General features: G+C 72.3%; 22 protein-coding genes and 1 tRNA gene. 4 read left to right on the forward strand and 19 right to left on the reverse strand.

Annotated elements, in window-relative coordinates; translation table 11 throughout:
* Nucleotides 1–128 precede the first annotated feature (128 nt).
* The 4 genes from ACIQLL_RS02110 to tmk form a co-directional block, all read right to left on the reverse strand.
* Nucleotides 129–204 (reverse strand) — tRNA-Thr (locus tag ACIQLL_RS02110).
* A 147-nt stretch (nt 205–351) separates the two neighbouring features.
* Entirely contained in the window at nt 352–1,935 is a 1,584-nt protein-coding gene (locus ACIQLL_RS02115; protein ID WP_402462588.1) for an alpha/beta hydrolase, read from the reverse strand.
* 91 nt (nt 1,936–2,026) lie between these two features.
* Nucleotides 2,027–3,187, reverse strand: a complete 1,161-nt coding sequence (locus ACIQLL_RS02120) for a DNA polymerase III subunit delta' (RefSeq protein WP_402462591.1) — start codon at nt 3,185–3,187, stop codon at nt 2,027–2,029.
* Nucleotides 3,184–3,867, reverse strand: coding sequence for a dTMP kinase (gene tmk, locus ACIQLL_RS02125; protein ID WP_402462594.1), 684 nt, complete (start codon nt 3,865–3,867; stop codon nt 3,184–3,186). The genes ACIQLL_RS02120 and tmk overlap by 4 nt, the downstream gene beginning before the upstream one ends.
* 66 nt (nt 3,868–3,933) lie before the next feature.
* Between tmk and ACIQLL_RS02130 the strand changes: the two genes are divergently transcribed.
* Nucleotides 3,934–4,422 carry a pyridoxamine 5'-phosphate oxidase family protein gene (locus tag ACIQLL_RS02130; RefSeq protein WP_402462597.1) on the forward strand — a complete coding sequence of 163 codons (489 nt, stop codon included), beginning with the start codon at nt 3,934–3,936 and terminating at the stop codon, nt 4,420–4,422.
* A gap of 19 nt (nt 4,423–4,441) precedes the next feature.
* On the opposite strand, the gene ACIQLL_RS02135 is transcribed toward ACIQLL_RS02130, so the two are convergent.
* Complete coding sequence (locus ACIQLL_RS02135; RefSeq protein ID WP_402462599.1) at nt 4,442–5,512, reverse strand: Gfo/Idh/MocA family protein; 1,071 nt, start codon at nt 5,510–5,512, stop codon at nt 4,442–4,444.
* Entirely contained in the window at nt 5,509–5,982 is a 474-nt protein-coding gene (locus ACIQLL_RS02140; protein ID WP_402462602.1) for a MarR family winged helix-turn-helix transcriptional regulator, read from the reverse strand. The genes ACIQLL_RS02135 and ACIQLL_RS02140 overlap by 4 nt, the downstream gene beginning before the upstream one ends.
* 83 nt (nt 5,983–6,065) lie before the next feature.
* Here ACIQLL_RS02140 and ACIQLL_RS02145 point away from each other — a divergent pair, with 83 nt between their 5' ends.
* A complete protein-coding gene (locus ACIQLL_RS02145) occupies nt 6,066–6,284 on the forward strand; it encodes a hypothetical protein (protein WP_402462605.1) in 219 nt (72 codons plus the stop codon).
* Between the two features lie 40 nt (nt 6,285–6,324).
* On the opposite strand, the gene topA is transcribed toward ACIQLL_RS02145, so the two are convergent.
* The 7 genes from topA to ACIQLL_RS02180 form a co-directional block, all read right to left on the reverse strand.
* Nucleotides 6,325–9,084, reverse strand: coding sequence for a type I DNA topoisomerase (gene topA, locus ACIQLL_RS02150; RefSeq protein WP_402462608.1), 2,760 nt, complete (start codon nt 9,082–9,084; stop codon nt 6,325–6,327).
* A 131-nt stretch (nt 9,085–9,215) separates the two neighbouring features.
* A complete protein-coding gene (locus ACIQLL_RS02155) occupies nt 9,216–10,844 on the reverse strand; it encodes a glycoside hydrolase family 53 protein (RefSeq protein WP_402462611.1) in 1,629 nt (542 codons plus the stop codon).
* 42 nt (nt 10,845–10,886) lie between these two features.
* A complete protein-coding gene (locus tag ACIQLL_RS02160; protein ID WP_402462613.1) occupies nt 10,887–12,038 on the reverse strand; it encodes a glycoside hydrolase family 53 protein in 1,152 nt (383 codons plus the stop codon).
* A 2-nt stretch (nt 12,039–12,040) separates the two neighbouring features.
* On the reverse strand, nt 12,041–12,913 hold the full coding sequence (locus ACIQLL_RS02165) for a sugar ABC transporter permease (RefSeq protein WP_402462615.1): 873 nt from the start codon (nt 12,911–12,913) through the stop codon (nt 12,041–12,043).
* A gap of 3 nt (nt 12,914–12,916) precedes the next feature.
* Entirely contained in the window at nt 12,917–14,284 is a 1,368-nt protein-coding gene (locus tag ACIQLL_RS02170; protein ID WP_402462618.1) for a carbohydrate ABC transporter permease, read from the reverse strand.
* Nucleotides 14,285–14,294: 10 nt separating this feature from the next.
* A complete protein-coding gene (locus ACIQLL_RS02175) occupies nt 14,295–15,620 on the reverse strand; it encodes an extracellular solute-binding protein (RefSeq protein ID WP_402462621.1) in 1,326 nt (441 codons plus the stop codon).
* On the reverse strand, nt 15,617–17,737 hold the full coding sequence (locus tag ACIQLL_RS02180) for a beta-galactosidase (protein WP_402462624.1): 2,121 nt from the start codon (nt 17,735–17,737) through the stop codon (nt 15,617–15,619). Before ACIQLL_RS02180 ends, ACIQLL_RS02175 begins: the two co-directional genes overlap by 4 nt.
* A 199-nt stretch (nt 17,738–17,936) precedes the next feature.
* On the opposite strand from ACIQLL_RS02180, the gene ACIQLL_RS02185 reads away from it, so the two are divergent.
* Both ACIQLL_RS02185 and ACIQLL_RS02190 read left to right on the forward strand, forming a co-directional pair.
* Nucleotides 17,937–18,551: an RNA polymerase sigma factor gene (locus tag ACIQLL_RS02185; protein ID WP_402462627.1), complete on the forward strand. Its 615-nt coding sequence runs from the start codon at nt 17,937–17,939 to the stop codon at nt 18,549–18,551.
* Entirely contained in the window at nt 18,548–19,411 is an 864-nt protein-coding gene (locus tag ACIQLL_RS02190; RefSeq protein ID WP_402462630.1) for a hypothetical protein, read from the forward strand. Before ACIQLL_RS02185 ends, ACIQLL_RS02190 begins: the two co-directional genes overlap by 4 nt.
* Before the next feature lie 24 nt (nt 19,412–19,435).
* Here ACIQLL_RS02190 and ACIQLL_RS02195 read toward each other — a convergent pair whose 3' ends face one another.
* The 6 genes from ACIQLL_RS02195 to ACIQLL_RS02220 all read right to left on the reverse strand — a co-directional run bounded on the left by ACIQLL_RS02195 (nt 19,436) and on the right by ACIQLL_RS02220 (nt 26,731).
* A complete protein-coding gene (locus ACIQLL_RS02195) occupies nt 19,436–20,521 on the reverse strand; it encodes a phosphatase PAP2 family protein (RefSeq protein WP_402462633.1) in 1,086 nt (361 codons plus the stop codon).
* 98 nt (nt 20,522–20,619) lie between these two features.
* Nucleotides 20,620–21,708: an ABC transporter ATP-binding protein gene (locus ACIQLL_RS02200; protein ID WP_402462636.1), complete on the reverse strand. Its 1,089-nt coding sequence runs from the start codon at nt 21,706–21,708 to the stop codon at nt 20,620–20,622.
* Between the two features lie 52 nt (nt 21,709–21,760).
* On the reverse strand, nt 21,761–22,798 hold the full coding sequence (locus tag ACIQLL_RS02205; RefSeq protein ID WP_402462639.1) for an ABC transporter permease: 1,038 nt from the start codon (nt 22,796–22,798) through the stop codon (nt 21,761–21,763).
* A gap of 4 nt (nt 22,799–22,802) precedes the next feature.
* Nucleotides 22,803–23,783 carry an ABC transporter permease gene (locus ACIQLL_RS02210; RefSeq protein WP_402462641.1) on the reverse strand — a complete coding sequence of 327 codons (981 nt, stop codon included), beginning with the start codon at nt 23,781–23,783 and terminating at the stop codon, nt 22,803–22,805.
* Complete coding sequence (locus ACIQLL_RS02215) at nt 23,780–24,943, reverse strand: ABC transporter ATP-binding protein (protein ID WP_402462644.1); 1,164 nt, start codon at nt 24,941–24,943, stop codon at nt 23,780–23,782. Before ACIQLL_RS02215 ends, ACIQLL_RS02210 begins: the two co-directional genes overlap by 4 nt.
* Before the next feature lie 87 nt (nt 24,944–25,030).
* Nucleotides 25,031–26,731 (reverse strand): ABC transporter substrate-binding protein, encoded by a 1,701-nt coding sequence (locus ACIQLL_RS02220; RefSeq protein WP_402462646.1) that lies wholly within the window; start codon nt 26,729–26,731, stop codon nt 25,031–25,033.
* Nucleotides 26,732–26,824 lie beyond the last annotated feature (93 nt).

Below are 26,824 nucleotides of genomic sequence, written 5' to 3' on the forward strand. Positions count from 1 at the left end.
TCGACACTAGCGCGGACGCCGCCACCTCACCCGGAGGGGCGGAGGGCTCCTCGGGTGAAAGTGGCCCGGCCCGGGCCACCGGACGACGAAGCCCCCCACCCGCGTCTCCGCTGGTGGGGGGCTTCGTGTGGAGCCGCCTGTCGGAATCGAACCGACGACCTGTTCATTACGAGTGAACCGCTCTACCGACTGAGCTAAGGCGGCGACGCCCGCGCGCGACCGAGCGGATGCTCGTTCAACGGGCGCGCCTACAGTACCCGACGCCGGGCCGGGACTCCAAAAGCCCGGGCCGGGCGCCGTCGTCGGTTCGGTCACAGCCGCTGAGCGCCCCCGCTGGCGGGCACGGCGCGCTCAGCAGGTGAGCCCGTCCTCCGGCACCGTGCCCTCGACGAGGTAGTCCTCGACCGCCGTCACGATGCACCCGTTGCCGTTGAGGTAGGCGGTGTGCCCCTCCCCCTCGTACGTGACCAGCACGGCGGAGTCGAGCGCGTCGGCCATCCCCTCGGCCCAGACGAACGGGGTCGCCGGGTCGTTGGTCGTCCCGATGACGACGATGGGGTCGGCGCCGGGGGCGGCCACGTCGTAGTCCCGCTCGACGGGCGGGTAGGGCCAGTCCGCGCAGGTGATCCCGCCGTAGCCGAAGAACGAGCCGAGCGTCGGCGCCTCGGCCTCGATCTCGGCCGCCTCCTTGCGCATCGTCTCGACGTCGTCGGAGCTGCGCCCGTCGAGGCAGTTCACCGCGGTGAAGACCTCGTTCGAGTTGTCCGCGAACGTGCCGTCGTTGTTGCGGCCGTTGTAGGCGTCGGCGATGTAGAGCAGCATCGTGCCGGTGCCCTGGTCGATGGCCTCGTCGAGGGCCTGCGTCAGCGCCGGCCAGTCCCGCTGGTTGTACAGCGGGTAGATCACGCCGTAGAACGCCAGCGACCGCGTGACGACCCGGTCGCCGTCGGTCGGGTACGGCCGGTCGTAGGCGGCGTCGAGCACGTCCCGCACCTGCTGCATCCCGTCGTCCACCGAACCGGTCAGCGGGCAGTCGGCCCCGCCGAGGCAGTCGGCCACGTACGCCCGCAGCGCGTTCTCGAAGCCGACGGCCTGCCCGGCGGACTGCTCGGCGGCGTCGATCGTCGGGTCGATCGCGCCGTCCAGGACGAGCCGGCCCGCACGCTCGGGGAACAGGCCCGCGTAGGTCGCCCCGAGCGACGTCCCGTACGACATCCCCAGGTAGTACAGCTCGTCGTCGCCCAGGGCGGCGCGGAGCATGTCCATGTCCCGTGCCGCGCTCTGGGTCCCGACCTCGCCGAGCAGCTCGCCGGTGTTGTCCGCGCATGCCTGCGCGTAGGCCGCGGCCCCCTCGCGCGCGTCGGCGATCCCCTCGTCCGTGGACAGGTCGTAGTCCTGGGCGAGGTAGGCGTCCTTCGCGGCGTCGTCCAGGCACGTGACCGGCGTCGAGTCCTCGACGCCGCGCGGGTCGAACCCCACGACGTCGAACGACTCCAGCACCCGGTCACCGAGGATCTCGGCGGCCGAGGCGAGGAAGTCGACGCCGGACCCCCCGGGGCCGCCCGGGTTCACCAGCAGCGACCCGGTCCGCTCGCCCGTGGCCCGGGTCCGCATGACCGAGAGCTCGATGCTGCCCGACTCCGGGTCGCTCCACGACTCCGGCGCGGTCACCGTGGCGCACTCGAACTCGCCGCGGCAGTCGGTCCACGCGATGTCCTGGGTGTAGTAGCTCTCGAAACCCTCCGGTGCGCCGGCGGCGTCCGCCGCCCCCGCGCCGCCGGTCGCGTCCTCGACCGGGGTCGAGACCTTGCCCGGGGCGTCGCCGGTGCAGGCCGACACGGTGAGCAGCAGGGCGGCCACCGCGGCCAGGGCCCCGGTGCGCCTGGCCTGCGGACGGACGGGGAGGGGGCGCGCGCGACGAGCGGGTGAAATCACCCGCTCAACCTACCGGTCTCGCCCGGCCCGGCCGCGCACCCTTCACCGAACCTCCCCGGGCCCGGCGGACGGAGCCCAGGACGGGGTCACGTCAGCCCTGCGGGCGCAGCGCCACCGTCATGGCCTCCAGGGCGAGCAGCGGCGCGACGTTGCCCTCGAGCCGCTCGCGCGCCAGCCCGACGGCGTCCATGCGGCGCACCGTCTGCTGCGGCGTCGAGTCCCGCGCCAGTGCCTCCACCGCGCCGGACTGCTCGTGGTTGACGAGCTCGACGTCGGCCCCGAGCTGGACCACCAGCACGTCGCGGTACAGCGACAGCAGGTCGACCATGGCCCGGTCCAGGACGTCCCGCTGCCGCCGGGTGGCGCGGCGCTTCTGGTCGTCCTCGAGCTGACGCAACTGCGAGCGCAGCTTGGGGGGCAACGTGTCTCCCTCCCCGACGCCCAGCGCCCGCAGCAGCTCGGCCTTCTCGGCGGCGTCCCGCTCGACGGTCGCGGCCGCCGCCTCCGCCTTGGCGACGTCGACCAGCTCGGCGGCGGCGAGCACCGCGTCCGGCACGCCCCGGATGCGGCGGGCGACGTCGAGCACCTCGGCCCGCCGCGCCCTCGCCTCGGGGTCGCGCGCCAGGCGCCGCGCGAGACCGACGTGGGACTGCGCGGCCCGGGCCGCCTGCAGCGCCACGTCGGCGTCGACGGCGTCGCGGCGCACGAGCAGGTCGGCCACGTCCCGCGCCGGCGGCACGCGCAGCACCACGCCCCGGCACCGCGAGCGGATGGTCGGCAGCACGTCCTGGACGCTCGGGGCGCACAGCACCCACACCGTGTGCGACGGCGGCTCCTCGATGGCCTTGAGCAGCACGTTGGTGGTCCGCTCGGCCATCCGGTCGGCGTCCTCGACGACGATGACGCGGTACCGGCCCACCGACGGGGTCCGTGCGGCGGCGGTGATGAGGTCACGCACCTCGTCGATGGCGATGACCACCTTCTCCGTGGCCACGACCGTCAGGTCCGGGTGGGTCCCGGCCAGCGTCGTCGTGCACGCCGGGCACCGCCCGCACCCCGTGCCGGGCGCGCCGCCGTCGGGGTCACCGGTGCACTGCAGCGCGGCGGCGAACGCCCGCGCCGCCACGGACCGCCCCGAGCCCGGGGGGCCGGTCAGCAGCCAGGCGTGCGTCATCGCCTCCGGGTGGGCCGCGGCCCGCTGCAGCAGCGCCACGGCGTCGGGCTGGCCGACGACGTCGTCCCACACGTTCATCGGGACTCCCTGCGAGGCGCGTCGCCCGCGGTCCGCACCGCTTCGGAGACCACGGGCGTGAGGTCGAGGCGGGAGGCGAGGTCGACCCGGATCTGCGCCTGGACGTCGTCGACGTCCCCCGATCCGTCGACGACGAGCCAGCGCCCGGGATCCGCCGCGGCACGGCGCAGGAAGGCGTCCCGGACCCGGCGGTGGAAGTCGTCGCCGGCGCGCTCGAGCCGGTCCGGCTCCCCGCCCCGCCGGGAGGCGGCGACGTCGGGCGGCAGGTCGAGCAGCACGGTGACGTCGGGCAGCAGTCCGTCCGTGCCCCACCGCGACAGGCGTTCGACGTCGTCCTCGGCCAGCTCGCGCCCGCCCGCCTGGTAGGCCACCGACGAGTCGAGGTAGCGGTCCGTGACGACCACGGCGCCGCGTTCGAGGGCGGGTCGGACCAGGGTGGCGACGTGGTGGGCGCGGTCGGCGGCGTAGAGCAGCGCCTCGGCCCGGGGGGCCACGTGGTCGCCGTGCAGGACGAGGCGCCGGATCTCCCGGCCCAGGTCCGTCCCGCCGGGCTCGCGGGTGACGACCACCTCGCGCCCGGTCACGGCGCCCAGCCAGTCGGCGAGCAGGCGGGCCTGCGTCGTCTTGCCGGCGCCGTCGCCGCCCTCGAACGACACGAAGAACCCGGGTGCTGTGCTCACGGCGCCACCCTAGCCGCGGGCGCCCACACGTGATCGCCCGGGGGACCGCGCCGTCGGGCCGCTGTGGTGTTCGTCGCACCGGCCGTGCTCGGCGGGCACGGGGTGCCCGACGGCGGGACGATGGGCTCAGGAGCACGACGAGCCGAGGAGACGACGATGACCGGCGAGGCGACCACGACCACGCTCACCGACGACGAGTGCTGGGAGGTGCTCGCCGCGCAGCCCGTCGGCCGGCTGGCCACGGCCGTCGCGGGCGAGCCCGACATCTTCCCCGTCTCGTTCGCCGTCGCCGAGGGTGCGGTGTTCCTCCTGACCCGGCCCGGCAGCAAGCTCGCCGAGGTCGCCGTGAACGCCCGCGTCGCGTTCGAGACCGACGAGTGGTCCGAGGAGGTCGCCGCGAGCGTGGTGCTCCACGGCACCGCCGAGATCCTCGAGCGGTCCGCCGACGTCGCCGTCGCCGAGGCCACCGGCCTGGTGCCCTACCTCGACGACGGCAAGAACGTCTGGGTGCGCATCACGCCCACCGACATCAGCGGCCGGCGCCTGATCCGCTGAGCGGCCACGCCCGGCGCGCTCACTCGCCGGGGTAGACGACCCCCAGCTCGGCGCGCACGACGTCGAGGATGCCCATCACCTCGAGCGTGTCCGACCACGGCATGCGCGGGCTCTGCGTCGCCCCCGAGGCGAGGAGCCGGGCCACCTCGGCGGCCTCGTAGGCCTTGCCCTCCCCCGCAGGCGAGGTGAAGGTCCAGGAGCTGCCGTCGGCCCGGACGACCTCGATGTCCGCGGGCCCGTTGAAGCCGCGGGGGATCTCGATCCGGCCCCGGGTGCCGATGATGCGCGCTCCCACGCTGCCCGAGGCCCCCGACGAGGTGTGCAGGATCGCCTGCGCACCGCCGTCGTAGGCGAGGATCATGCTGACGTGGTCGTCGACGCCGGTCTCGGCGAGCGTGCCGTGCGCCAGCACGGTGTCCGGGGCGCCCAGCAGGTCGTGGGCGAGCGTGATCGGGTAGATCCCCAGGTCCAGCAGGGCACCGCCGGCCAGCTCGGGGGCGAACAGCCGGTGGGACGGGTCGTAGGCGAACGGGACGTCGAACTCGGCGATCACGGTGCGCACCTCGCCGATCTCTCCGCGGGCGATCGCGCCCCGGATCGCGGCGATGTGCGGCAGGAACCGCGTCCAGACCGCCTCCATGCAGAAGACTCCGGCGGCCTCCGCGGCGTCCAGCAGCGTGCGGGACTCGGTGACCGACCGGGTCAGCGGCTTCTCCACGAGCACGTGCTTGCCCGCCTCGATCGCCAGCAGCGCGTGCTCCAGGTGGTGCGAGTGCGGCGTGGCGACGTAGACGACGTCGATCTCGTCGTCGGTCACCAGGTCCTCGTAGGAGCCGTGCGCCCGGGCTCCGGGGGCGTGGGCGTCGGCGAACGCCTGGGCCTTGTCCACCGAGCGGGACCCGACGGCGGTGACGGACGACGCCGTCCGTTCGCGGACGCCGTCGGCGAAGGAACCGGCGATGTTCCCGGCCCCGAGCACGCCCCAGCGGATCGCCGGCGCGTCCATCAGGTCGGGCACCGAACCGTCCAGGTCGGCGGTGGTCAGGCGGGCGGCGTAGGCGGCCGGGTCGACGGCGGCGGTGTCGGTCATGGGGCCACCGTATCCGTGCCGTCGGAGTAGGCCGCCGCGATGACGGCGTCGGACGCCGTCCGGACGCGTTCGAGCTCCTCCAGGCTCAGGCCGGAGGCCGCGACCACGCGTCCCGGCACCTCGACGGCCTCGGCACGCAGCGCCACCCCGTCGCTGGTGAGGTGCACCTCGACGACGCGACCGTCCGTGGCGGACCGGCGTCGTTCCAGGAGCCCCTGCCGCTCCAGGCGGCTCAGCAGCGGCGAGAGCGTGCCGGGGTCGAGGCGCAGCCGGTCGGCCAGCCCGGTCGCCGTCGTCGTCCGCCCGGCCCCCTGGTCCTGCCACAGCCCGAGCAGGACGAGGTACTGCGGATGGGTGATCCCGAGCGGCTCGAGGACCGGGCGGTAGAGCGCCACCATGGCCCGGGACGCGGCGGACAGGGCGAAGCAGACCTGCGCCTCGAGCGCGAGGGGGTCCTCCGGTCGGTCCATGCGCACAGCCTAGGTCGGCAGCCTCGGAGGACATATAGTTGGTGCACCAAGCATTTCCAGGATCGCTGCCCGAGGAGTCACCCGTGGGACTGTTCCGCCGCCGCCCCGACGACGACCGCACCTGGGGGATGCGGTTCACCGAGACGTTCCTGCCCGTGCTCGGACCCGCCTCGATCCGTCGCACGCCGCCGTCGCCACCGCGACCCGAGGACCTGGCGCGCGAGGCCCACCTGCACCACAGCTACCGGCGCGTCACCGGCGCCGACGGGCACCCCTACGTCGTCGAGCGCCGCCCCGACTGACGTCCCGCCGGCCGGTCGCGACGCCCTCTTCGCGGCGGTCCTACTTCTTGGCCGCCGGCTTCTTCGCCGCCGGCTTCTTGGCCGGGGCCTTCTTCGCGGGGGCCTTGCGCTTCTTCGGACCCTGCGCCCGCTTCTCGGCGAGCAGCTCGATCGCCCGCTCGGCGGTGATCGACTCCGGGGTCGCGTCGCGCGGCAGCGTGCGGTTGGTCTCGCCGTCGGTCACGTACGGGCCGAAGCGGCCGTCCTTGACCACGATCGGCTTGCCGCTGGTCGGGTCGTCGCCCAGCTCACGCAGCGGCGGGGCGGCCGTCCGCCCGCGGCCCCGCTTGGGCTGGGCGTAGAGCTTCAGCGCCTCCTCCAGCGTGATGGTGAAGAGCTGCTCCTCCGACTCGATCGAGCGCGAGTCCGTGCCCTTCTTCAGGTACGGGCCGTAGCGGCCGTTCTGGGCGGTGATCTCGTCGCCGGACTCGGGGTCGGTCCCGACCACGCGCGGCAGGGACAGGATCTTCAGGGCGTCCTCGAGCGTGACCGTGTCCAGCGCCATCGACTTCAGCAGCGACCCGGTGCGCGGCTTCGGCTGGGCGGCCTTGGCCTTCTTCTTCGCCGCGGCAGAGAGCTCCGGGTCGATCTCGGGCAGGTCGAGCACCTCGGTCACGAACGGTCCGTACCGGCCGTTCTTCGCGATGATCTCGTTCCCGGAGGCGGGGTCGACGCCGAGCACGCGGCCGTCGTCGGCGCCCGCGGCCAGGATCTCGCGAGCCTTGGCCACCGTGAGCTCGTCGGGGGCGATGTCCTCGGGCACGGACGCGCGGGGCGCCTTGCCCTCGGAGTCCGGCTCGGCACGCAGGTCCTCCAGGTACGGCCCGTAGCGGCCGACCCGCAGCCGGATCCCCTCCCCGATCTCGACGGAGTTGATCGTCACCGGGTCGATCTCGCCGAGGTCGGCCACGAGGTCGCGCAGCCCCCAGCCCTCGGACTCCCCCGAGCCGTCACCGAAGTAGAACCGCGTCAGCCAGGCGATGCGCTCGCGCTCGCCGGCCGCGATCTGGTCGAGGTCGGCCTCCATCTCGGCGGTGAAGTCGTAGTCGATGAGCCACGTGAAGTGCTCCTCGAGCAGCCGAACCACGGCGAACGCGAGCCAGGTGGGCACCATCGCCTGACCCTTGGTCCGCACGTACCCGCGGTCCTGGACGGTGGAGATCGTCGCCGCGTACGTCGACGGCCGGCCGATCCCGCGCTCCTCGAGCGCCTTGACCAGCGAGGCCTCCGTGTAGCGGGCCGGCGGCGAGGTCGAGTGCCCGTCGGCCGTCAGGTCGTCGCCCGTCAGCGCCTCGCCCTCGGCCATCCGTGGCAGGCGGGTCTCCTTCGGACCCGACGGCGCCGCGCCGCCGCCCTCGGGAGTCTCGACGTCCTTGGACTCCTCGTACGCCGCGAGGAACCCGCGGAACGTGATCACGGTGCCGGAGGCGGAGAACACGGCGTCGGACCCGGCCCGCTCCCCCGCGCCCGAGCCGAGAGTCGCGCCGAGCCGCACGGACGCCGTCGACCCCTTGGCGTCGGCCATCTGCGAGGCGACCGTGCGCTTCCAGATGAGCTCGTAGAGCTTGAACTGGTCGCCGGAGATCTCGCCCGCGACCTGGGCCGGGGTGCGGAACGAGTCACCGGCGGGGCGGATCGCCTCGTGCGCCTCCTGGGCGCCCTTGCTCTTCGAGGCGTACAGCCGGGGCGCGCCGGGGACGTACTCGGGGCCGTACAGCTCGGCGGCCTGGCGACGCGCGGCGTCGGTCGCCTCGGACGACAGCGCCGGCGAGTCGGTCCGCATGTAGGTGATGTAGCCGTTCTCGTACAGCGCCTGCGCGGTCCGCATGGTGGCCCGGGAGGCCATGCGCAGCTTGCGCGACGCCTCCTGCTGCAGCGTCGAGGTGGTGAACGGCGCGGCGGGCTTGCGCGAGTACGGCTTGGTCTCCAGGGAGCGGACCGTGAAGTCGGCCGCGTCCAGGCCGGCGACGACGGCGGTCGCGGCGGCCTCGTCGAGGTGCACGACGCCGGTGCGCACCTTGAGGCGGCCCAGGTCGTCGAAGTCGCGGCCCGCGGCGACCCGGTCACCGCCCAGGCCCGTCAGGCGCGCGCCGAAGGACTGTCCGGCGTCGTCACCGTCCGTGGGCGCGAAGGTGCCCGTGACGTCCCAGTAGTCCGCCGTGACGAACGCCATGCGCTCCCGCTCGCGCTCCACCACCAGACGCGTCGCCACCGACTGCACGCGCCCGGCGGACAGGCCCTGGCGGACCTTGCGCCACAGCACCGGGGAGACCTCGTAGCCGTACAGCCGGTCGAGGATCCGGCGCGTCTCCTGGGCGTCGACCAGGTCCGAGTCCAGCTCGCGCGTGTTCTCCAGCGCCCGGGTGATGGCCTCACGGGTGATCTCGTGGAACACCATGCGGTGCACCGGGACCTTCGGCTTGAGCGCCTCGATGAGGTGCCACGCGATGGCCTCGCCCTCACGGTCCTCGTCCGTGGCGAGGAAGAGCTCGTCGGCGCCCTTGAGCGCCGCCTTGAGCTCGCGCACCTTGGACTTCTTGTCCGCGTAGACCTCGTAGTAGGGATCGAACCCGTTGTCGACGTCGACGGCGAACTTCTTGTACGGCCCCTTCTTCATCTCCGCGGGCAGGTCCGACGGCTGCGGCAGGTCGCGGATGTGGCCCACGCTCGCCTCGACGACGTAGTCGTCGCCGAGGTAGCCCTGGATCTTGCGAGCCTTGGTGGGAGACTCCACGATCACGAGCTTGCGGGCCTGAGGCATCCGTTCCTGCTTTCCGACGGTGTTGGGGGTGCGGCGTCCTGTCACGGTACGACACGGACGCCGACGGCGGCACTCTACTCAGGAGTGCCGCCGTCGGCGCGTGGTCGTCCACAGCCGCTCGCCCCTCCTTCTCAGCTGGTGCGGTACAGCTTGACGTCGTCGACGTTGAGCCAGCTGCCCGCAGCGGCGTCGTCGTAGATCCCGACCTCGACGGTCCCCGAGGTGACCTCGATCCCCTCGATCGTCACGTACTGCCAGTCGTCGGTGCTCACGGGCAGGTCCGCCTGGAGCTCGGACCCGCCATGGTTCTTCGCGTACAGGTAGGCCGCGTCCTGGCCACCCCCGTTGAGCACCCATGCGGACAGGGTGTACGTGCCGTCCGGCACCCCCGAGACGACCTGGTACGCCGAGGTGGTGTACGCCGTCGCCTTCCAGTGGTTCAGGGTGAAGGAGCCGTGCGGCGACCAGGAGTCCGAGGTGAACGTGGCATCCGCGTCGGCCGGGTCCGAGGACCAGACGCCCCAGCCGGTGGGGTCGTTCGTGTAGCCGTCGTCCTCGAAGCTGCCGTTCGTCAGCAGGTTGGTGCGCCCCGGCGCCTCCCCGAAGACGTCGAGCGTCGCGAGCGCGTTCCCGTCCCAGTCGAACAACGTCTGGTTGTCCCACGGGTTGCTCAGCGTCCCGCCGTCGTCGTTGTCCTCCTTGCCGGCCTGGGTCCCCCAGTTCGCCCCGTCCACGGGGAGCCACGTCGGCTCCCACCAGATCAGCCCTCGGCCGCGCTCGTCCGGGACGTCACCGACCAGCTCGCGCAGGTCGCGCAGGTAGTCGGTCTGCCCGGCGACCGAGGCCGGGTAGCCGCCGACCGACTCCTCGGTGAAATAGAACGAATTCCCGAGCCCGTCCCCGTCCCCGGTCGTCCACCCGTACGCCGTCTCGACGATGAGGACGTCCTTGTCGTAGCGCTGGCTGATGTCGTTGAGGTTGGCCTTCAGCTCGCCCATCGTGCCGTGCCAGAACGGGTAGTACGACAGGGCGATGATGTCGAAGTCGACCCCCGCGCCGGTCACGCCGTCGAACCACCACCGGTACAGGGCGTTGTCCCCGCCCATGTCGAGGTGCAGCGCCGTCTCGATGCCGGAGGCCGCGTCGTGGACACCGTCGATACCCGCCGACAGCAGCCCTGCGAGCTGCGTGAAGTCGTCGACGCCGTCGCCGACCTTGCCGTCGTCCCACAGCACGCCCGACGAGATCTCGTTGCCGATCTGGACGATGCTGGGCGTGACGCCGGCCGCCTCCATCGCGTCCACCGAGTCCTCGACGTAGTCGTGGACCGCGTCGACGAGGTCGGCATAGCCCAGGGACTGCCACGCCTTGGGCTTCGTCTGCGTCCCCGGGTCGGCCCACCAGTCCGACAGGTGGATGTCGAGGAGGATGTCCATCCCCTGCGCCTTGGCGCGCTGCGCGACGGCGATGGTCCGGGCGAGGTCGTTCGTCCCGCCTCCGTACGGGTTGCCGTCGGCGTCGTACGGGTCGTTCCACAGCCGCAGACGCACCGTGTCGACCCCGCCGTCCGCGAGGATCTCCAGGGCGTCGCCCTCGACGCCGCCGTCGGAGAACGTCCCGCCGAGGTCCTCGACCTCCGCGAGCATCCCGACGTCGGCGCCCATGATGAAGTCGTCCCGCTCCGCCGAGGCGGGCGCGGCGACCGCGACCGTCCCGGCAACCGCTGCGAGGGCCACGAACCCTGCGATCGTGCGTCTCATGCTGCGCTCCTTTGCGTCGTTGACAGAGAGGTGGTGGTGCGGTCAGGAGGGTCGGCCGGAACTGCCGCCGAGCACCCGCAGCGACTCCAGCGCGGTCCCCGAGAAGTCGAACAGCCCGAGGTTCGCCCAGGGGTTGCCGCCGACCGCGACGTCGTCGCCGTAGGCCATCCCGGCCGGGGAGGCCCAGCTCGTGCCCGCCACGGGCAGCCAGGCCGGTTCCCAGTAGACGAGGCCGAGCCCGCGGTCCTGCGGCACGTCGGCGACCACCTGGGCCAGGTCGGCCAGGAACGCCGACTGGCCCCGGACGTCCGGCGGGTACCCGCCGGCCTCGGCCAGCTCGGCCGAGAAGATGGGGTGGTGCCCCCGCGGCGCCTCGGCGGTGAAGGCGTACGCGGTCTCGGCCACGAGCACGTCCTTGCCGTACCGGTGGCTGATGTCGGCGAGATTGTCCGCGAGCTCTGCGAGGCTTCCGTGCCAGAACGGGTAGTAGGAGAGCGCGATGACGTCGAGGTCGACGTCGCGGGCCGTCATCCGGTCGAACCAGCCGCGGTACAGCGCACCGGCGCCACCGAAGTCCAGGTGCAGCGCCACGCGGGCGTCGGTGGACGCGCGGACGGCGGACGTGCCGGCGCCGAGCAGTGCGGCCAACCGGTCGTCCGCGGCGGGGTCGGCGGGACCGAAGCTCCGCGTCGCGTCGTCGAACCGCACCACGCGCCCCTCGGGCCACAGCAGCCCGTTGGTGATCTCGTTGCCCACCTGGACCATCGACGGAGCCACGTCGGCGGCGGCGAGGGTGTCCAGGACCGACACGGTGTAGGTGTGGACCTGATCGGTGAGCCGGGAGCCCGACATGCCGCGCCAAGCCTTCGGCATCGCCTGCTTCTTCGGGTCGGTCCAGAAGTCGGAGTAGTGCAGGTCCAGCAGCAGGTCGAGACCGGCGTCCCGCGCCCGGCGGGCCAGCCGCACCGTGGTGGCCAGGTCGTTCGTCCCGCCCAGATACGGCCGGCCCTGCTCGTCGTACGGGTCGACCCAGAGCCGCAGGCGCACCGTGTCGAGGCCGGCACCGGCGAGGATCTCGAACAGGTCGCCGGGTGCGCCGTCGGCGTCCCGGTAGAGACCGCCGAGCCGCTCGACCTCCTCGGTCATGGAGACGTCGGCCCCGCGGACCGGGAGGCGCGGGTGCGGACCGGTCATGCTCACTCCTTCTCGGCGCCGGCGGCGGCGCCCGTGATGAGGTACTTCTGCAGCACGATGTAGAGGATCGTGATGGGGACGGCGAGGAACACCGCGCCGGCGGCGAACGTGGTGAAGTCGTTCGAGTACGGGTCGCTGATCATCTGGAAGAGCCCGAGCGCCACGGTCTTCTTCTCGGCGCTCTGCAACAGCAGCGAGGGCAGGATGAAGTCCATCCAGGGGACGGTGAACTGGGTGATGGCGACGAAGGTCAGCATCGGCGTCATGAGCGGCAGGATGATCCGCCGGAAGATCGTCCAGCGGCCGGCGCCGTCGAGCATCGCGGCCTCGTCGAGGCTCGTCGGCAGGTTGTCGGCGTACCCCTTCATCAGCCAGATGTTGTAGGGCAGCGCCGCCGCCACTCCGACCAGCACCAGCCCGGTCAGGGAGTCGAGCAGCCCGAAGTTCAGGAAGAGCATGTACACGGCGATCGCCGTGAGGAAGGTGGGGAACATCTGCAGGATGAGGATCGTCAGCAACCCGGCCTTGCGACCGCGGAACCGCATGCGGGCGAAGACGTAGCCGGTGAGGCTCGCGAGCACGACGCCGCCGATCATGGTCCCGACCGCGACGTAGAAGGTGTTGAGGTACCACCGGCCGTAGTCGGTGTCGGCGAAGAGCGTGACGTAGTTCGTCAGGCTCGCGTCCTCGGGGATCGGGGAGGCGTTGGCCAGCCCGCCGGTGGGGCCCAACGAGGCACCGACGATCCACACGAGCGGGAAGATGACGACCGCGGCCACGGCGGCGAGCTCGAGGTGGACCAGGACGGAGACCCCGCGGCGACGCGCACGGGACGACGCGCTGGACACCTGGCGGGACGCGGTGGTGAGGGCCATGGGTCACAGCTCCCTGATCGCTGTGGAGCGCCGCAGGTTCCAGACCGAGAACGAGGCGACGATGACGAAGATGACCATGCTCATCACGGCACCGATGTTGTAGAGGCGGTTGTCCAGCGTGAGCTTGAACAGCCAGGTGATGAGCAGGTCGGTGCTGCCGGCGAACCGGAAGTCGGGGTTGTCGGGTCCGCCCTCGGTCAGGAAGTAGATGACTCCGAAGTTGTTGAAGTTGTTCACGAAGGCCAGCACCAGCAAGGGGGCGACCGTCTTGTGCACGATCGGCAGGGTGATGTGCCGCAGCCGGTTGAACGCACCGGCACCGTCGAGCCTGGCCGCCTCGTAGTAGCTGGGCGAGATGCTGGTGAGCACACCACCGATCAGCGCCATGAAGAAGGGGAACCCGAGCCACAGGTTGACCAGCAGCGCCACCGCCCGGGCGAGGTTCGGCTGGCTCGGGTCGGTGAACCAGTAGATGCGCTCGTCGGTCAGACCGTGCTCCACGAGGAACGAGCTGATGGGCCCGAACTGACCGTTGAACATGGACCGGAAGACCAGCGCCGACACGATGGCCGGCACGGCCCACGGCAGCAGGTAGATGCTGCGCCAGACCCGGGGGAACCGGACCGTCGGGCTCGCCAGGATCACGGCCTGCAGGAACCCGGCGGCGTAGGTGGTGGCCGTCGCGAGCAGCGCCCAGACGACGGTCCAGGCCAGGACGCCCAGGAACGTCTGTGCCCAGCTCGACACGGAGAAGAGCGTGGCGAAGTTGTCGAACCCCACCCACGACACGAGGTTCTTGGGGGGCAGGTTGTCGCGGTTGTAGTCGGTGAAGGCCACCAGGACGCCGAAGAGGACCGGCAGGACCGACATGAACACGATGAGGACGATCGCGGGCGACAGGGCGATGTACGCGAACGCCGACTGCCAGAGCTCGCGGAAGTACTCGCCCGAACGCTGCGGCGGCAGCCCGGCGTCAAGACGCCGGCGGTAGACCACCGCGTCCCGGACGGACCAGACCCAGACGACCGCGAGCAGCACCAGCACGAGCAGGGCGATGATGCCGTTCGCCATGAGGACGACGGAGTTGTCGCCCTCGGACAGCCCCGTGATGCCCATCGTGCGTGGCTGGGTACCGAGGGTCACCAGTCCCCACAGTCCCTTGACGAAGAACCCGCCGTCCTCCCGCGCGGAGAAGTCCGCCGTCGGGTACCGCCCGGTGGCGAGCTCTCCGGTGACGGTCGCGGCGAAGAACGCGAAGAAGAAGGCCGCCTTGCCCGGCTGCCTGTTGATCAGCTGCCCCGCCCCCCACACCAGTGCCGAGGCGATGCCCGGCACCGGTGCGGGGAGGGGTGCGCGTCGTGCGGTTCTCATCCGGCGCGGCTCACAGGTTTCCGAGGTCCTGGTAGCCGTCGACCGCCTTCTGCGCGGCCTCGTCGGCACCGAGCAGGCCGTCCCAGACGTCGACCACCATCGTGTTGCCCGTCTCCCAGAAGTACTCCGGCACCTGCGGCAGCAGGTCGGCGTTCGCCGACTGGCTGACGATGCCGGCCACGCGATCGTCGTCGGCGAGGCCGGGGATCTGCGCGAGGTACTCCTCGTTCAGCGCCGGGATCTGGCCGGTCGAGGCGTTGATGGCCGCCGCACCCTCCGGGGTGGCGAGGAAGTTCGCGAACACCCGGGCTGCTGCCGGGTACTCGGTGTAGCCCGAGACCGCCGCGACCTGCAGCCCGGCCAGGGACGCGGCGTCGTCCCCGCCCTCGACCCGCGGCAGGGTCGTGACGCCGTACTCGAAGCCCTCGGCCTCGGCGCCCTCGTCGAACGTGCTGAAGCTCCAGGGCCCCGTGATCACGTACGGGGTCCTCCCCTTGGCGAACTCGAGCTCGATCGTGTCCCAGGTGCCGTCGGCGCTGGGCACGTCCCACAGGTCCCGCAGCCCGGCGTAGTACTCCAGGCCCGAGGTCAGCTCCGGCGACTCGAAACCCGGGTCGGCGACGTCGCCGTCCGGGTAGGCGTGCCAACCGAGCGAGGACAGCACCGAGTAGGCGTAGTAGATCTCGCCCGCCAGGAACCGGATGGTCCAGCGGTTGTTCCCCGGGTCGTTGTAGTCCTCGGCGAGGTCGGCGATCTCCTCCCACGTGGTGGCCGGCTCGTCCGACCCGGTCAGCTCCTCGAGCAGCGTCTTGTTGTAGAAGAGCGCGATCGACTCGGTGGTGATCGGCACGCCGAACATCGTGTCGTCGGCGCTGACCACGCCCGTGAACGTCGGGCTCATGCGTTCCTCGAGGCCCGCCTGGTACTCGCCCAGCGGCGCTGCGGTGCCGTCGTCGATGGCTCGGGAGAGCTGGTCGTACGGCGTGACGAACACGTCCGCCCCGTTGCCCGCCTCGCCGGCGAGCGACATCTTCTCGACGGAGTCGACCTTCGCCACGATCTCGTACTCGACGCCGGCATCGGGGTACTTCTCGTGGAACGCCTTGATGACCGCCTTGGCCTCGGCCTCCTCCTCGAACCAGACCTTCAGCGAGTCCGTGCCGGAGGCGATCGCCTCCTCCATGACGTACTCACCCGAGTCGTCGTCCCAGACGACGTCGGACTCCGCCGAGCCCTCGTCCGTCGGCTCCGCCTCCGTGTCGGCGCTGCAACCCGCCAGCAGCAGGGTGGATGCCGCGACCAGTGCTGCCGCCTTGCGACTCGTGGTGGTTCTCATCGTTCCTCCTCGTCGAAGGTCGTCGCATCGGCGCGACGACGTGATTCCGTGGTTCGGGGCTCCGGGCCGGACGGGCCACCGGCTCCGGCCGCTGCCGGCCCGGGTCCCATCCGGACGACGGCGACGTCGCCGGCGGGGACCTTGAGGTCGGGACCGACCGCGCCGCCGTGCAGCAGGTCGGTCCCCTCGACCCCGGACACCGTGGCCGCGGCCTCGGTGTGGTTGATCGCCAGGACGTAGTCCGCGTCGTGGCCGTGCCGTACCACGACCTCGACGTCCTCGGCCGTGTCCGACGGCGCGATCCCGGCGTCCGCGCAGGCGGCGGCGAGGACCGGCGCGAGTCCGTCGACGTCGAGGGGCACGGAGACGTACCACGCGACGCCGTCGCCGTGCTCGTGGCGGGTGACGGCGGGACCGCCCGCGGCACGACCGTCGGCGTGGTGCGCGGCGACCTCCGCGCCGTCCAGGGCGAGGTCCTCGGCCCAGACGGGCGCACCCAGCGCGGTCGTGGCGCCGTCGTACGTCCACGTCACGGTGCCCGACTCCCCCGCGCGCAGCGGCAGGAACTCCTCGACCCGCAGCCCGAGCACGTCGCGCAGCGGGGCGCCGTAGCCGCCCGGGTGCACGGCGTCGTGCTCGTCGACCACGGCGGCGAAGCAGGAGACGACGAGCGTGCCGCCGGCGGCGACGTACCGCGTGAGGTTCGCGGCGGCGTCGGCGGTCAGCAGGTACGACGCCGGTGCCACGACCAGCGCGTAGCGCGAGAGGTCCGCCGTCGGGTGGGCGAAGTCGACCGTCATGCCGTCGCGCCAGAGCCGCTCGTAGTAGGCGCGGGTGCGCTCGCGGTGGCGCAGGTCGTCCGAGGGCCGCCAGGGCAGGTCCTGGGCCCAGAACGACTCGGTGTCCCAGAGCAGCGCCACGCGGGCCTGCACGGTGGAACCCTGCAGCTCGGCCAGGGCGCCCACGTCGGCGCCCAGGGACACCACCTCCTGCCACACCCGCGAGCCGGTACCCGCGTGCGGCAGCATCGCGGAGTGGAACTTCTCGGCGCCGTACCGGGAGGCGCGCCACTGGAAGAACCCGACGACGTCGGCACCCCGGGCGACGTGGGCCAGCGAGTTGCGGGCCATCTCGCCCGGGCGCTTGGCGACGTTGCGACCCTGCCAGTTCACCGCCGAGGTGGAGTGCTCCATGAGGATCCAGGGCCGACCGCCGGCGACGGACCGGGTCAGGTCGGCGGCCAGGGACAGGCCGACGTGGCCGCGGGGGTCGGCGGCGGTCAGGTAGTGGTCGTTGGAGACGACGTCGACCTCGCGTGCCCACGCCCACAGGTCGGTGGTCGGGCACTCGTTGGCCATGAAGTTGGTGGTGACCGGCTTGTCGGAGTGCTCGCGGATCGCGTCCCGCTCGGCCACGAAGAGCGCCCGGAGCTGGTGGTCGGTGAACCGTGCGTAGTCGAGCTGCTGGGCCTGGTTGACGGTGGCCGGCGTCGGGCCCGGCGCCTGCACGTGCTCCCACTCGCCGTAGACCTGGCCCCAGAACCGGGTGCCCCAGGCGTCGTTGAGGGCGTCGAGCGTGCCGTAGCGGTCCGCGAGCCAGGTGCGCCAGGCGGCGACGGCGGCGTCCGAGTAGTCCTCGCCCACCGGGGCGCCGTACTCGTTGTGCACGTGCCACATGACGACGGCGGGGTGGTCGGCGTACCGCTCGGCGATCCGGCTCGCGATGTTCCGTGCGGCCGCCCGGTAGGCGGGGTGCGACGGCGAGCAGGCGCCGCGCGACCCCGGCCCCAGAGGCACGCCGTCGCGGGTCACGACGCGCGCCTCGGGGTAGGTGGCGTAGAACCAGGCGGGCGGGGCGGCGGTCGGGGTGGCGAGGTCGACCGCGATGCCGGCCGCGTGCAGCAGATCGAGCAGCTCGTCCATCCAGGCGAAGTCGTACTCCCCCTCACGGGGCTCCAGCAGGGCCCAGGAGAAGATCCCCACGCTGACGAAGTTCACTCCGGCCTCGGCCATGAGGCGCACGTCCTCGTCCCGGGTCTCGCGGGGCCACTGCTCGGGGTTGTAGTCACCCCCGTAGCCGAGGGTGCGGCCGGTGGGCCAGGTGCCGGTGTCGGCCATGGTGCTGCGTCGCCTCCGTTCGCGCCGCCGTGGCGCGGGTCGTGCTGTGAACGGTCACAGCATAGCGCGCACCGTGACCGGTCCCACAAGGCTGTCCTGGTGTCGTTACGAGACTGTGACCGCGCACGGCCGGTTGGCCGGGAGCGACACAGCCCGCGATCCGCGGTAACTACCGCCGGGTTGCCGGACACTACCTGTCGTGACCACCTCCGCCGGGACGCCCCCGGCCGCCCGCCTCGACGCCCTCTGGGACGCCTGCGCCGGTCGCGTGCAGGCGTACGCCCTGCGGCACACCGATCCGGACACCGCCCAGGACGTCGTCTCCGACACGTTCCTGGTCGCCTGGCGCCGCCTGGACGAGGTACCCGATCCCCCGCTGCCCTGGCTGCTCGTCGTGGCCCGCAACCACCTGCGCAACGCCGAGCGAGCGCACCGGCGCCGCCGGCACCTGGCCGAGACCCTCACCCGCCTCGAGACCGCCACCGCCCAGGGCGTCGGGGTGGACGCCCTGGCAGCCGAGCGGGACGGCCTCCTGCGGGCGCTCGCCACCCTGACCACCCCCGAACGTGAGGCGCTGCTGCTGGTGGCATGGGACGGGCTGACCGCGGCCGAGGCAGCGCAGGTTTCCGGGTGCTCCCGCGCCACCTTCGCCGTCCGCCTGCACCGCGCCCGACGGCGCATGGCAGCCGCGGAGAACAGCGCGGACGAACCCGGCCTCTCGGCACCCGGTCGCGACGGCGCCATCCACCCTGGACGCCGTGGTCAGGCCGACGGCCGCGTCGCCGGTCCCACCCCTTCCCGGAGGTCATCATGAGCACCTCGGACATCGACCGGCGGCTCGCCCGGATCGCCCCGGCCGCCCCGCCCGATCCCGCCCGACTCACGGCGGCACACGCCGAGCTCACCCGGCTCACCCGCCACGAGGCGACCACCGCGATCACGGACCCCCGCGAGGCACACGAGGGAGACGACGTCGGGCCGGACGAGCCGCACGACAGGTTCTCCGTCGTGGTCCCGCTTCCCGGGCCGCGACGACGCCGCCGTCCCGTGCTCGTGGCGGCCGCCGCCGGACTCGTGGTCGTGGCCGCGAGCGTCGTGCTGCCGGGCACGCGGGACGATCGGCCTGTCCCGGTCGAGCAGCCGGACACCGGTGCCGCGGCCGTCGAGGCGTGTCGCACCCGCATCGACGAGGCGTGGCCCGAGGACTCCGGCGCCGCGTACACCACGTCGGCGGTCGAGGTCCGTGGGGACGTCGTCCTGGTGTTCCTCGCCGTCGGTGACGACCCGGACCGGGTCGCCCTGTGCGACGTCGACCTGACCGGCCGCGACATCCCCGGACTCATCGGCATGAGCGACATCGCCCGCCTGCCCGTCCGCGACGACATGATCGACCATGTCGGCTCCGGCGGCGGAGGCACCCGCGGGTATCTCACCGACTGGGGCTACGTCGGCGACGACGTCGTCGGCGTCGAGGTGACCGCCGACGGCGGGACGACTGCGGCGGCCCAGGTGGTGGACGGGTACTGGGTGGCGTCCTGGTCGCCTCAGGACGACGACGACAAGGTCAGCGAGGTCACCTGGCGGCTGAGCGACGGAACCACACGCACAGAACGGGCCGATGATCTGGGCGAGCCGGCGAGCGACGGCCGACGCGACCGCGCCGACCGCGGCTGACGGGCGCGCCCCAGCGGGCTCCGCTCAGCCCCGGGGCCGCGCCGTCGCCTGCCGCAGCAGCAGGAGCAGCGCGAAGGTCACCGCCGTCGCCGCCAGCACGGCGAGCGCCCCCGCGGCGTAGGCACCGACGTCGGGCGCGATCCCGACCGAGCCCGAACCGACGAGCCGCACCCCGGCCGCGGCGGCGACCCCGCCGGCGATGACGGCGGCCAGCAGCAGCAGCCCGGCCACGACGGAGGACCCCGGGGACGCGAAAGCGCCGACCTGCGGAGAACCGGAGGCGGTCCGGTGCCGGCGGGGGGCGACGTCGAGCGAGCTCGCCGGCGTCATCGCGCACACCAGCGCACCCCAGGCCAGCACGACGAGCAGCGCGGCGACGACGTCCGAGGGCCGGTGCCACTGACCGATCAGCGTGGAGACGCCCGTCGCCGCGGTGTACGCCGCACCGGCCAGCGCCACCACCGGCCGCCAGGCCCGCGGTGTGGCCAGCAGCAGCGCCACCGAGACGGAGGCCGCGACCGTGGTGTGCCCGCTGGGCAGCGTGTTGGGGCCGTTCCAACCCTCCAGCAGGTCCGGGCGGTCGAGGATCTGGTGCTTGAGCAGCTGCGTGGTGAGGTTGGCGCCGGCCACCAGGACGACGACCTGCAGCGCGAGGACCCAGCGGCGGCGCACCACCGCGACCGCGACGGCCGCCCCGAGCCCGACGACGACGAACGCGACGGAGACGACGTCGAGCACCGGCTCGGCCACCTGCCACAGCCGGCCCTGCCCGTACTCCGCGCCCGTGAAGGCCAGCTCGTCGAGCCGCTGGCCCACGACGGTCGTGACGAAGAACCGGTACGTGGCCCACACGCCCAGCGCTGCGAGGACCGCGACGACGGCTGCCAGCGCCTGCGCACCGGCCCGGACCTGCTGGCGCGGGGGCGCCGAGACCGACGCGACCCGTCGGCTCCCGGACCGGGCGGGCGCCGGGGCGGACTCGGTGCCGGTCGGGACCTGTTCCGCGCTGCCGGGTGCGGGCCCGTCCGACGGCGGGATCGACGCAGGCCGGACCGGCGCGACACCCGGAGCGGGGACCGCGAGCGGGTTCTCACGAGTGTCGCCGTTCACGCAGGTCACCGTACCCACTCCGTGTGACGTTCAGGTGGACGAGCCGTGGGATCCGAGCGCGAGTCTGCGTCCGGACGGTCCACGCCGCCCCGTCCGGCTCAGCGCGCCAGCTCGTCCGGCAGCCCCGAGGCCCCCACCAGTGCGGGATCGTGCAGGTGGCAGGCCACCCGCCGGGCCGCCTCGACGTCGTCGCGGCCGGCCAGCGCCGTCGGGGTCAGCCCGGGGTGCACCTGGCGGCACACGTCCGTCGCGTGCGGGCAGCGCGGCGCGAACGGGCAGCCGGGCGGCATCTTCTGCATGTCCGGCGGCGCACCCGGGATGCCCGTCAGCTCGCGCCGCTCCCCGCGCAGCGGCGGGAACGAGTGCAGCAGCGCCGACGAGTACGGGTGGCGCGGGCGGCGGTAGACGTCCTGGGCACGGGCGTCCTCGACGATGTCGCCGGCGTACATGATCGCGATCCGGTCGGCGATCTCGATGAGCAGCGACACGTCGTGGGTGATGAAGATGACCGAGAACCCGAGCCGCTCGCGCAGCTCCGCGATCTCCTCGACGATCTGGCGCTGCATCACCACGTCCAGCGCCGTGGTGGGCTCGTCCATGATGAGCACCTGCGGGTCCAGCGCGAGCGCCATGGCGATCATGACCCGCTGCCGCATCCCGCCGGAGAGCTGGTGCGGGTAGTCCCGCAGCCGGTCGGCGTTGATGCCGACCATCTCCAGCAGCGCCGCGGCCTGGTCCAGCGCGTCACGCCGGCTGGTGCGCGGCTGGTGGGCGAGGATGCCGTCCGCGATCTGCCGCCCGATCCGGTACACCGGGTTCAGGGAGTTCATGGCGCCCTGGAACACGATGGCCATGTCCTGCCACCGCGAGGCCCGGAGCTCGGCGTCGGACTGGCGCAGCACGTCGGTGCGCACGCCGTCGCGGCCCGTGAACTGCACGCTGCCGGAGGTGATGAGCCCGGGGGGCGGCAGCAGCCGGGTCGCGGCGTAGGCCAGGGTGGACTTGCCGCAGCCGGACTCCCCCGCCAGACCCAGCACCTCACCGCGGTGCAGGGTCAGCGAGACGTCGCGCAGCACGTGCGTGGCGTCGTCGGTGTAGCCGTAGTCCACGGACAGGTTCTCGATCTCGAGGACCGGTTCCCCGACGCCGGGGCCGGCCTGCGGGACGTGAAGGGTGGAGGCGGTCATGAGCGCTCCTCGGAAGTCGGTCGGGCCATCGGGACGCAGCGGCTCGCGGCGGTCATGAGCGCTCCCCCCGGGTCGGACGGTCGGGATCACCCGGAGGTGTGCGGTGGGCCCCGCCCAGCACCGGGGTGAAGCCGATGCGGGGGCGGATGCGCTTGCGGCGCAGGATCCGGGCGTTCATCCCGGTGCTGCGCAGGCGCGGGTTGACGAACTCGTCGATGCCGAAGTTGACGAGCGTCAGGGCCATGCCGAGCAGCGCGATGCACAGCCCCGCGGGCACGAACCACCACCAGGCACCCCGCTGCAGGGCGAGGTTGTTCTGCGCCCAGAACAGGATCGTGCCCCAGTTCCAGTCGGAGACGGGCGTGATGCCGATGAAGGCCAGCGTCACCTGGGACAGCACGGCGAACGTGACCGTCCCGACGAACCCGGCCGCGATGATGGCGGTGAGGTTGGGCAGCACCTCGGCGAGCACGAGCCGCCAGGTGCGCTCGCCGTTGGCGCGGGCCGCCTCGACGAAGTCACGTTTGCGCAGCGAGAGCGTCTGGGCGCGCAGCACACGCGCGCCCCACGCCCAGCCCGTGATGCCGATGACCAGCGCGACGGTGATGCCCCCGGCCGTCGGGAGCTGGCCCGCGATGATGATGATGAGCGGCAGCTGCGGGATGACGAGGAACACGTTCGACAGCGCCGAGAGCGTCTCGTCGCCCGCGCCCCCGACAAACCCGGCGGTGACACCGATGATCACGCCGAGGATCGTGGCCGAGACACCCGCGATCATGCCCACCACGATCACGCCGCGGGTGCCCACGACGATCTGGGACAGGATGTCGCGACCGGTGTGGTCGGTGCCGAGCCAGTGCGCCGTCGACGGCGGCTGGAGCAGGTCGGTGGAGACCTGGTTCGGGTCGTACGGGGCGATCCAGGGCCCGATCACGGCGAGCACGCCGAAGAACAGCAGGATGCCCAGACCGGTGAGGGCCTTGCCGTTGCGCAGGAAGAGGAACTTCTTGGCCTTGCGGGGGTCGTCGTCGTGCTCGACCGCCATCTCGGCCACGGACTCGGCCTCGGTCAGCGAGGTGTCTTGCGTCATCGGATCAGCCCTCCTGACGGGTGCGCGGGTCGAGCGCCGCGTAGACGAAGTCGGCGATGATGTTGGCCCCGAGCACGGCGAGCGTGATCACCAGGAAGCAGCCCTGCATCAGCGGGTAGTCCTGGGTGTTGACGGCCTGGAAGAGCGTGTAGCCGATGCCCTGGTAGGAGAAGACCATCTCCATGATCAGCGTCCCGCCGACGACGAACCCGAGCGACAGCGCGAAGCTGGACACCTGGGGCAGGATCGCGTTGCGGGCGGCGTAGCCCACCATGACCTTGCGCTCGGGCAGGCCCTTGGCGTGCGCGACGGTGACGTAGTCCTCCGAGGAGACCGTCACCATCATGTTCCGCATCCCGAGGATCCAGCCCGCGATCGAGGACAGCACGACGGTCAGCGCGGGCAGGAACCCGTAGTAGATCACCGAGCCCACGAACTCCCACGACCAGGTGGGCACGAGGCCGCGGTCGTAGCTGCCCGAGGACGGGAACCAGCCGAGCATCACCGAGAAGACGGTGATCGCGATCAGGCCCAGCCAGAAGTACGGCACGGCGGAGAAGAACGTGGTGATGGGCAGCAGGGAGTCCGCCCAGGTGCCGCGCCGCCAGCCGATGGCGGTGCCGATCCCGGTACCGAGCGTGAAGGCGATGATCGTGGCGATGCCGACCAGCCCGACGGTCCACGGCAGCGCCTGCTGCACGATCTCCGTCACCGGCGTCGGGAAGAACGTGAAGGACAGCCCGAGGTCGCCGTGCAGCAGCAGGCCCCAGTAGTCCACGTACTGCTGCCAGATCGAGCTGTCCGTGTCGAGCCCGAACAGCACGCGGATGGACTGCTCCGCGTTGGAGTCGATCCGGCCCTGCATCCGCCCCATGAGCGCGGTGACCGGGTCACCGGGCATCAGCCGCGGGATGAGGAAGTTGATGGTCACGGCGGCCCACGCCGTGATCGCGTAGAAGATGGTGCGTCGGATCGCGAACCTCACCGCGGGCCCTCCTGGTCGGTCGTGGTGCCGTGCGGCGTGGCGCCCTCCGGCGCGCGCGTGCCCGGCGTGGCGCCGGCGCGCTCGCCGTAGGCGTCGAGCACGTCCCCGAGACGGGGCCGGTCCGGGCGGTCGGCGTACCCCCAGCAGGCGACGCCGCGACCGGCGCCGACCTGGATGAGCTCCGGCGTCTCGGTCCGGCACACGTCGGTCGCGAACGGGCAGCGCGGGTTGAACCGGCAGCCGGCGGGCGGGTCGACGAGGCTCGGGGCCTCGCCCCGCGCCCCCCGCGCCCGCGCCTCCAGGTCGTCGGGGTCCGGGGCGGAGCCGATCAGCAGCTGGGTGTACGGGTGCTTGGGGTCCTGCGTCACGGACTCGCTGTCCCCGGTCTCCACGACCCGTCCCGCGTACATGACCGCGGTCCGGTCGGCGAAGTAGCGGGCCGAGGCGATGTCGTGCGTGATGTACAGGATCGCGATGTCGAGGCGGTCGCGCAGGTCCTGCAGCAGGTTGAGGATGCCCAGGCGGATCGACACGTCGAGCATCGAGATCGGTTCGTCCGCGAGCAGCACCTCGGGGTCCGCGGCGAGCGCCCGCGCGATGGCGACGCGCTGGCGCTGACCGCCGGAGAGCTCGTGCGGGAACTTGTCGATGTACCGGTCGGTGGGCGACAGGTGCACCCGCTCCAGCACGCGCCGGATCGCCGCGTCGAGCTCGTCGCCCTTGAGCCGGCCCTGGTGGATGCGCACGCTGCGCGACAGCGTGTACCGCACGGTGTGCACGGGGTTCAGGGAGCCGAAGGGGTCCTGGAAGATCATCTGGACGCGCTTGACGTAGGAGCGGAAGGCCCGCCGGCCGCGGACGGTCGAGTCCTGGCCGTGCAGGCGCAGGTCTCCGCTCGTGCGCGGCATCAGCTGGGCCAGCAGCCGGGCGATGGTCGACTTGCCGGAGCCGGACTCGCCGACGAGCGCGACGACCTCGCCGCGGTGGATCTCGAGGTCGACGCCGTCGACGGCGTGCACGACGGCGCCCCGGCGGCCGCGCACGGGGAAGTGCTTGGTCAGGCCGGCGGTCTGCAGGACGGGCGCTCCGTCCGGCGCGCCGTGGCCGGATCCGTCCGACGGCGGCGCCGTGGCGGGTGAGCCGAGGGCTGGGGTACTCATGCGATCACCTGGGGGTCTGGGGCGGGTGCCGGGCGCCCGCCACCGGTGCGGTGGCGGCGGACGCCCGGCGGGACGGGCCGGGTCGGGTCAGTCCGAGGCCGGCTCGAGGTTCAGCAGGATCTGCGCGGCCTGCGAACCGGTCGGCTGCGGCTGGTTGTACGGGTCCTCCTCGGAGGGCCAGCCGACGTAGTTGAGCGACGAGTACTGCGCCGTCGCGGGACGGGCCCAGACGGCGATCGCCGGGACGTCCTCGACGAAGTGCTGCTGGATGGTGCCCAGCGCCTCGCTGCGCTCCGCGTCGTCGGTCGTCGCGGCATAGGTCGCCAGCGCCTCGGTGACGTCCTCGTCCTGGTACCGGCCGAAGTTCCAGGTGGCCGGCTCACCCAGGGGCTTGTACTGCGCCCCGTCCATGATGTTGGAGTACAGGTCCCAGGGGGTGGCTCCGCCGTCGGTCCAGTGCAGGGTGGCGTCGAAGTTCCCCGGCGGGATGATGTCGGCGAACCAGCCGTCGGCGTTCGCCGGCTGCACGGTGGCCTCGGCGCCGAGCTCGGCCGCCGCGTTCTTGATGAGGTCGAGCGCGGTGAGGTAGTCGTTCCACCCGGCCGGGTTGGTCAGCTCGAACGTGACGGGGTCGCCGTCCGGGTCCATGAGCTTGTCACCCACACCGGTGTACCCGGCGTCGGTGAGCAGCTGCTTGGCGCCCTCGACGTCCACCGAGTACTCCTGCCCGGCGTACTCGTCGGACACGAACTCCTCGCCGGCCGGCAGCGGCAGGCCGGTGACGCTGGTGATGGGCGGGTTCACGCCGGACGTCGCGACGTCGGTGATCGACTGGCGGTCGATCGCCATGTTCAGCGCCTGCCGGAAGGCCAGGTCGTCGAACGGCTTCTCCTCGAGGTTGAGGAAGAGCGCGTCGATGCCGAGCCCCGCGGCCGCGTACTGGTGGTAGTGGTCCGGGTCCTGGGCGATGTAGACGTTCTCGTAGTCGGCGATGAACGTCCAGCCCCACTGCGCCTCACCGGTGGTCAGGGCGGTGGTCAGGGCGTTGTTGTCGTTGTAGGACGAGTACCGCAGCTCCGGCACGGCCAGGTCACCGCCCCAGTAGTCGTCGCGCGCCACGAGGGTGGCCGCCTGCGGGGTCCAGGAGTCCAGGGTGTACGGGCCGGTGCCGACGGGGTCGGTGTTGGTGTACGTCGTCGGGTCCTCGACGTCCGCCCACAGGTGCTCCGGCACGATCAGCATGTCCGCGAGCTTGGCCTGGTTGACGAACTGCGGGGAGTCGAACGTCACGGTGACGGTGGAGCCGTCGGTGTCGACCTTCTTGATCGGCAGGGCGGAGGTGTTGATGCCCTCGAAGTCCTTGCGGAGCTGGATCGAGAACGCGATGTCCTCGGCGTCGAACGCCTCGCCGTCGGACCAGGTGATGCCCTCGTGCGGGGTGATGACGGCCTCGGTGTAGTCCTCGCTCCACTCGATGGAGTCGGCGAGCCACGGGGTGGGCTCCTCGGACGGCCGGGCGTCGTTGAGCATCATCAGCGGCTCGTAGATCACGAACGCGTAGCCCAGGGACAGCGCCGCCGACCCGGTCGCGAACGGCGACTGGTTCTCCGTCTGCGTCCCGTTCGGCATGCCGACGGTCAGGGTCTCCGTGCCGACCGCACCGCCGCTGCTCTCCGCAGCCGGTGTGCCGTCGTCGCCGGACGACTCCGTCCCCCCGCTGCAGCCTGCAGCGAGCAGGGTCACGACGGCGGCGCTCGCCGCCAGCGTGGTGAGCCGGTTCTTCCTCATGGTGTGCCTCCTTGCACTCCCGCACCGCTGCGGGAAGAGTGACGTGGTCAGTATCGGTGGATGGTCAATGCGGTTCGGTCCACGTGCTGTTCA

The organism is Isoptericola aurantiacus, assembly GCF_044769875.1.
Taxonomy (GTDB): domain Bacteria; phylum Actinomycetota; class Actinomycetes; order Actinomycetales; family Cellulomonadaceae; genus Isoptericola; species Isoptericola aurantiacus.

What these genes read in the sequence shown, in the direction of transcription:
- ACIQLL_RS02155 (WP_402462611.1), bottom strand. Translation starts at nt 10,844, where the DNA reads ATGAGACGCACGATCGCAGGGTTCGTGGCCCTCGCAGCGGTTGCCGGG.
- ACIQLL_RS02180 (WP_402462624.1), bottom strand. Translation starts at nt 17,737, where the DNA reads ATGGCCGACACCGGCACCTGGCCCACCGGCCGCACCCTCGGCTACGGG.
- ACIQLL_RS02160 (WP_402462613.1), bottom strand. Translation starts at nt 12,038, where the DNA reads ATGACCGGTCCGCACCCGCGCCTCCCGGTCCGCGGGGCCGACGTCTCC.
- ACIQLL_RS02220 (WP_402462646.1), bottom strand. Translation starts at nt 26,731, where the DNA reads ATGAGGAAGAACCGGCTCACCACGCTGGCGGCGAGCGCCGCCGTCGTG.
- ACIQLL_RS02205 (WP_402462639.1), bottom strand. Translation starts at nt 22,798, where the DNA reads ATGACGCAAGACACCTCGCTGACCGAGGCCGAGTCCGTGGCCGAGATG.
- topA (WP_402462608.1), bottom strand. Translation starts at nt 9,084, where the DNA reads ATGCCTCAGGCCCGCAAGCTCGTGATCGTGGAGTCTCCCACCAAGGCT.
- ACIQLL_RS02140 (WP_402462602.1), bottom strand. Translation starts at nt 5,982, where the DNA reads ATGGACCGACCGGAGGACCCCCTCGCGCTCGAGGCGCAGGTCTGCTTC.
- ACIQLL_RS02165 (WP_402462615.1), bottom strand. Translation starts at nt 12,913, where the DNA reads ATGGCCCTCACCACCGCGTCCCGCCAGGTGTCCAGCGCGTCGTCCCGT.
- ACIQLL_RS02200 (WP_402462636.1), bottom strand. Translation starts at nt 21,708, where the DNA reads ATGACCGCCTCCACCCTTCACGTCCCGCAGGCCGGCCCCGGCGTCGGG.
- ACIQLL_RS02135 (WP_402462599.1), bottom strand. Translation starts at nt 5,512, where the DNA reads ATGACCGACACCGCCGCCGTCGACCCGGCCGCCTACGCCGCCCGCCTG.
- ACIQLL_RS02120 (WP_402462591.1), bottom strand. Translation starts at nt 3,187, where the DNA reads ATGAACGTGTGGGACGACGTCGTCGGCCAGCCCGACGCCGTGGCGCTG.
- ACIQLL_RS02190 (WP_402462630.1), top strand. Translation starts at nt 18,548, where the DNA reads ATGAGCACCTCGGACATCGACCGGCGGCTCGCCCGGATCGCCCCGGCC.
- ACIQLL_RS02170 (WP_402462618.1), bottom strand. Translation starts at nt 14,284, where the DNA reads ATGAGAACCGCACGACGCGCACCCCTCCCCGCACCGGTGCCGGGCATC.
- ACIQLL_RS02215 (WP_402462644.1), bottom strand. Translation starts at nt 24,943, where the DNA reads ATGAGTACCCCAGCCCTCGGCTCACCCGCCACGGCGCCGCCGTCGGAC.
- ACIQLL_RS02175 (WP_402462621.1), bottom strand. Translation starts at nt 15,620, where the DNA reads ATGAGAACCACCACGAGTCGCAAGGCGGCAGCACTGGTCGCGGCATCC.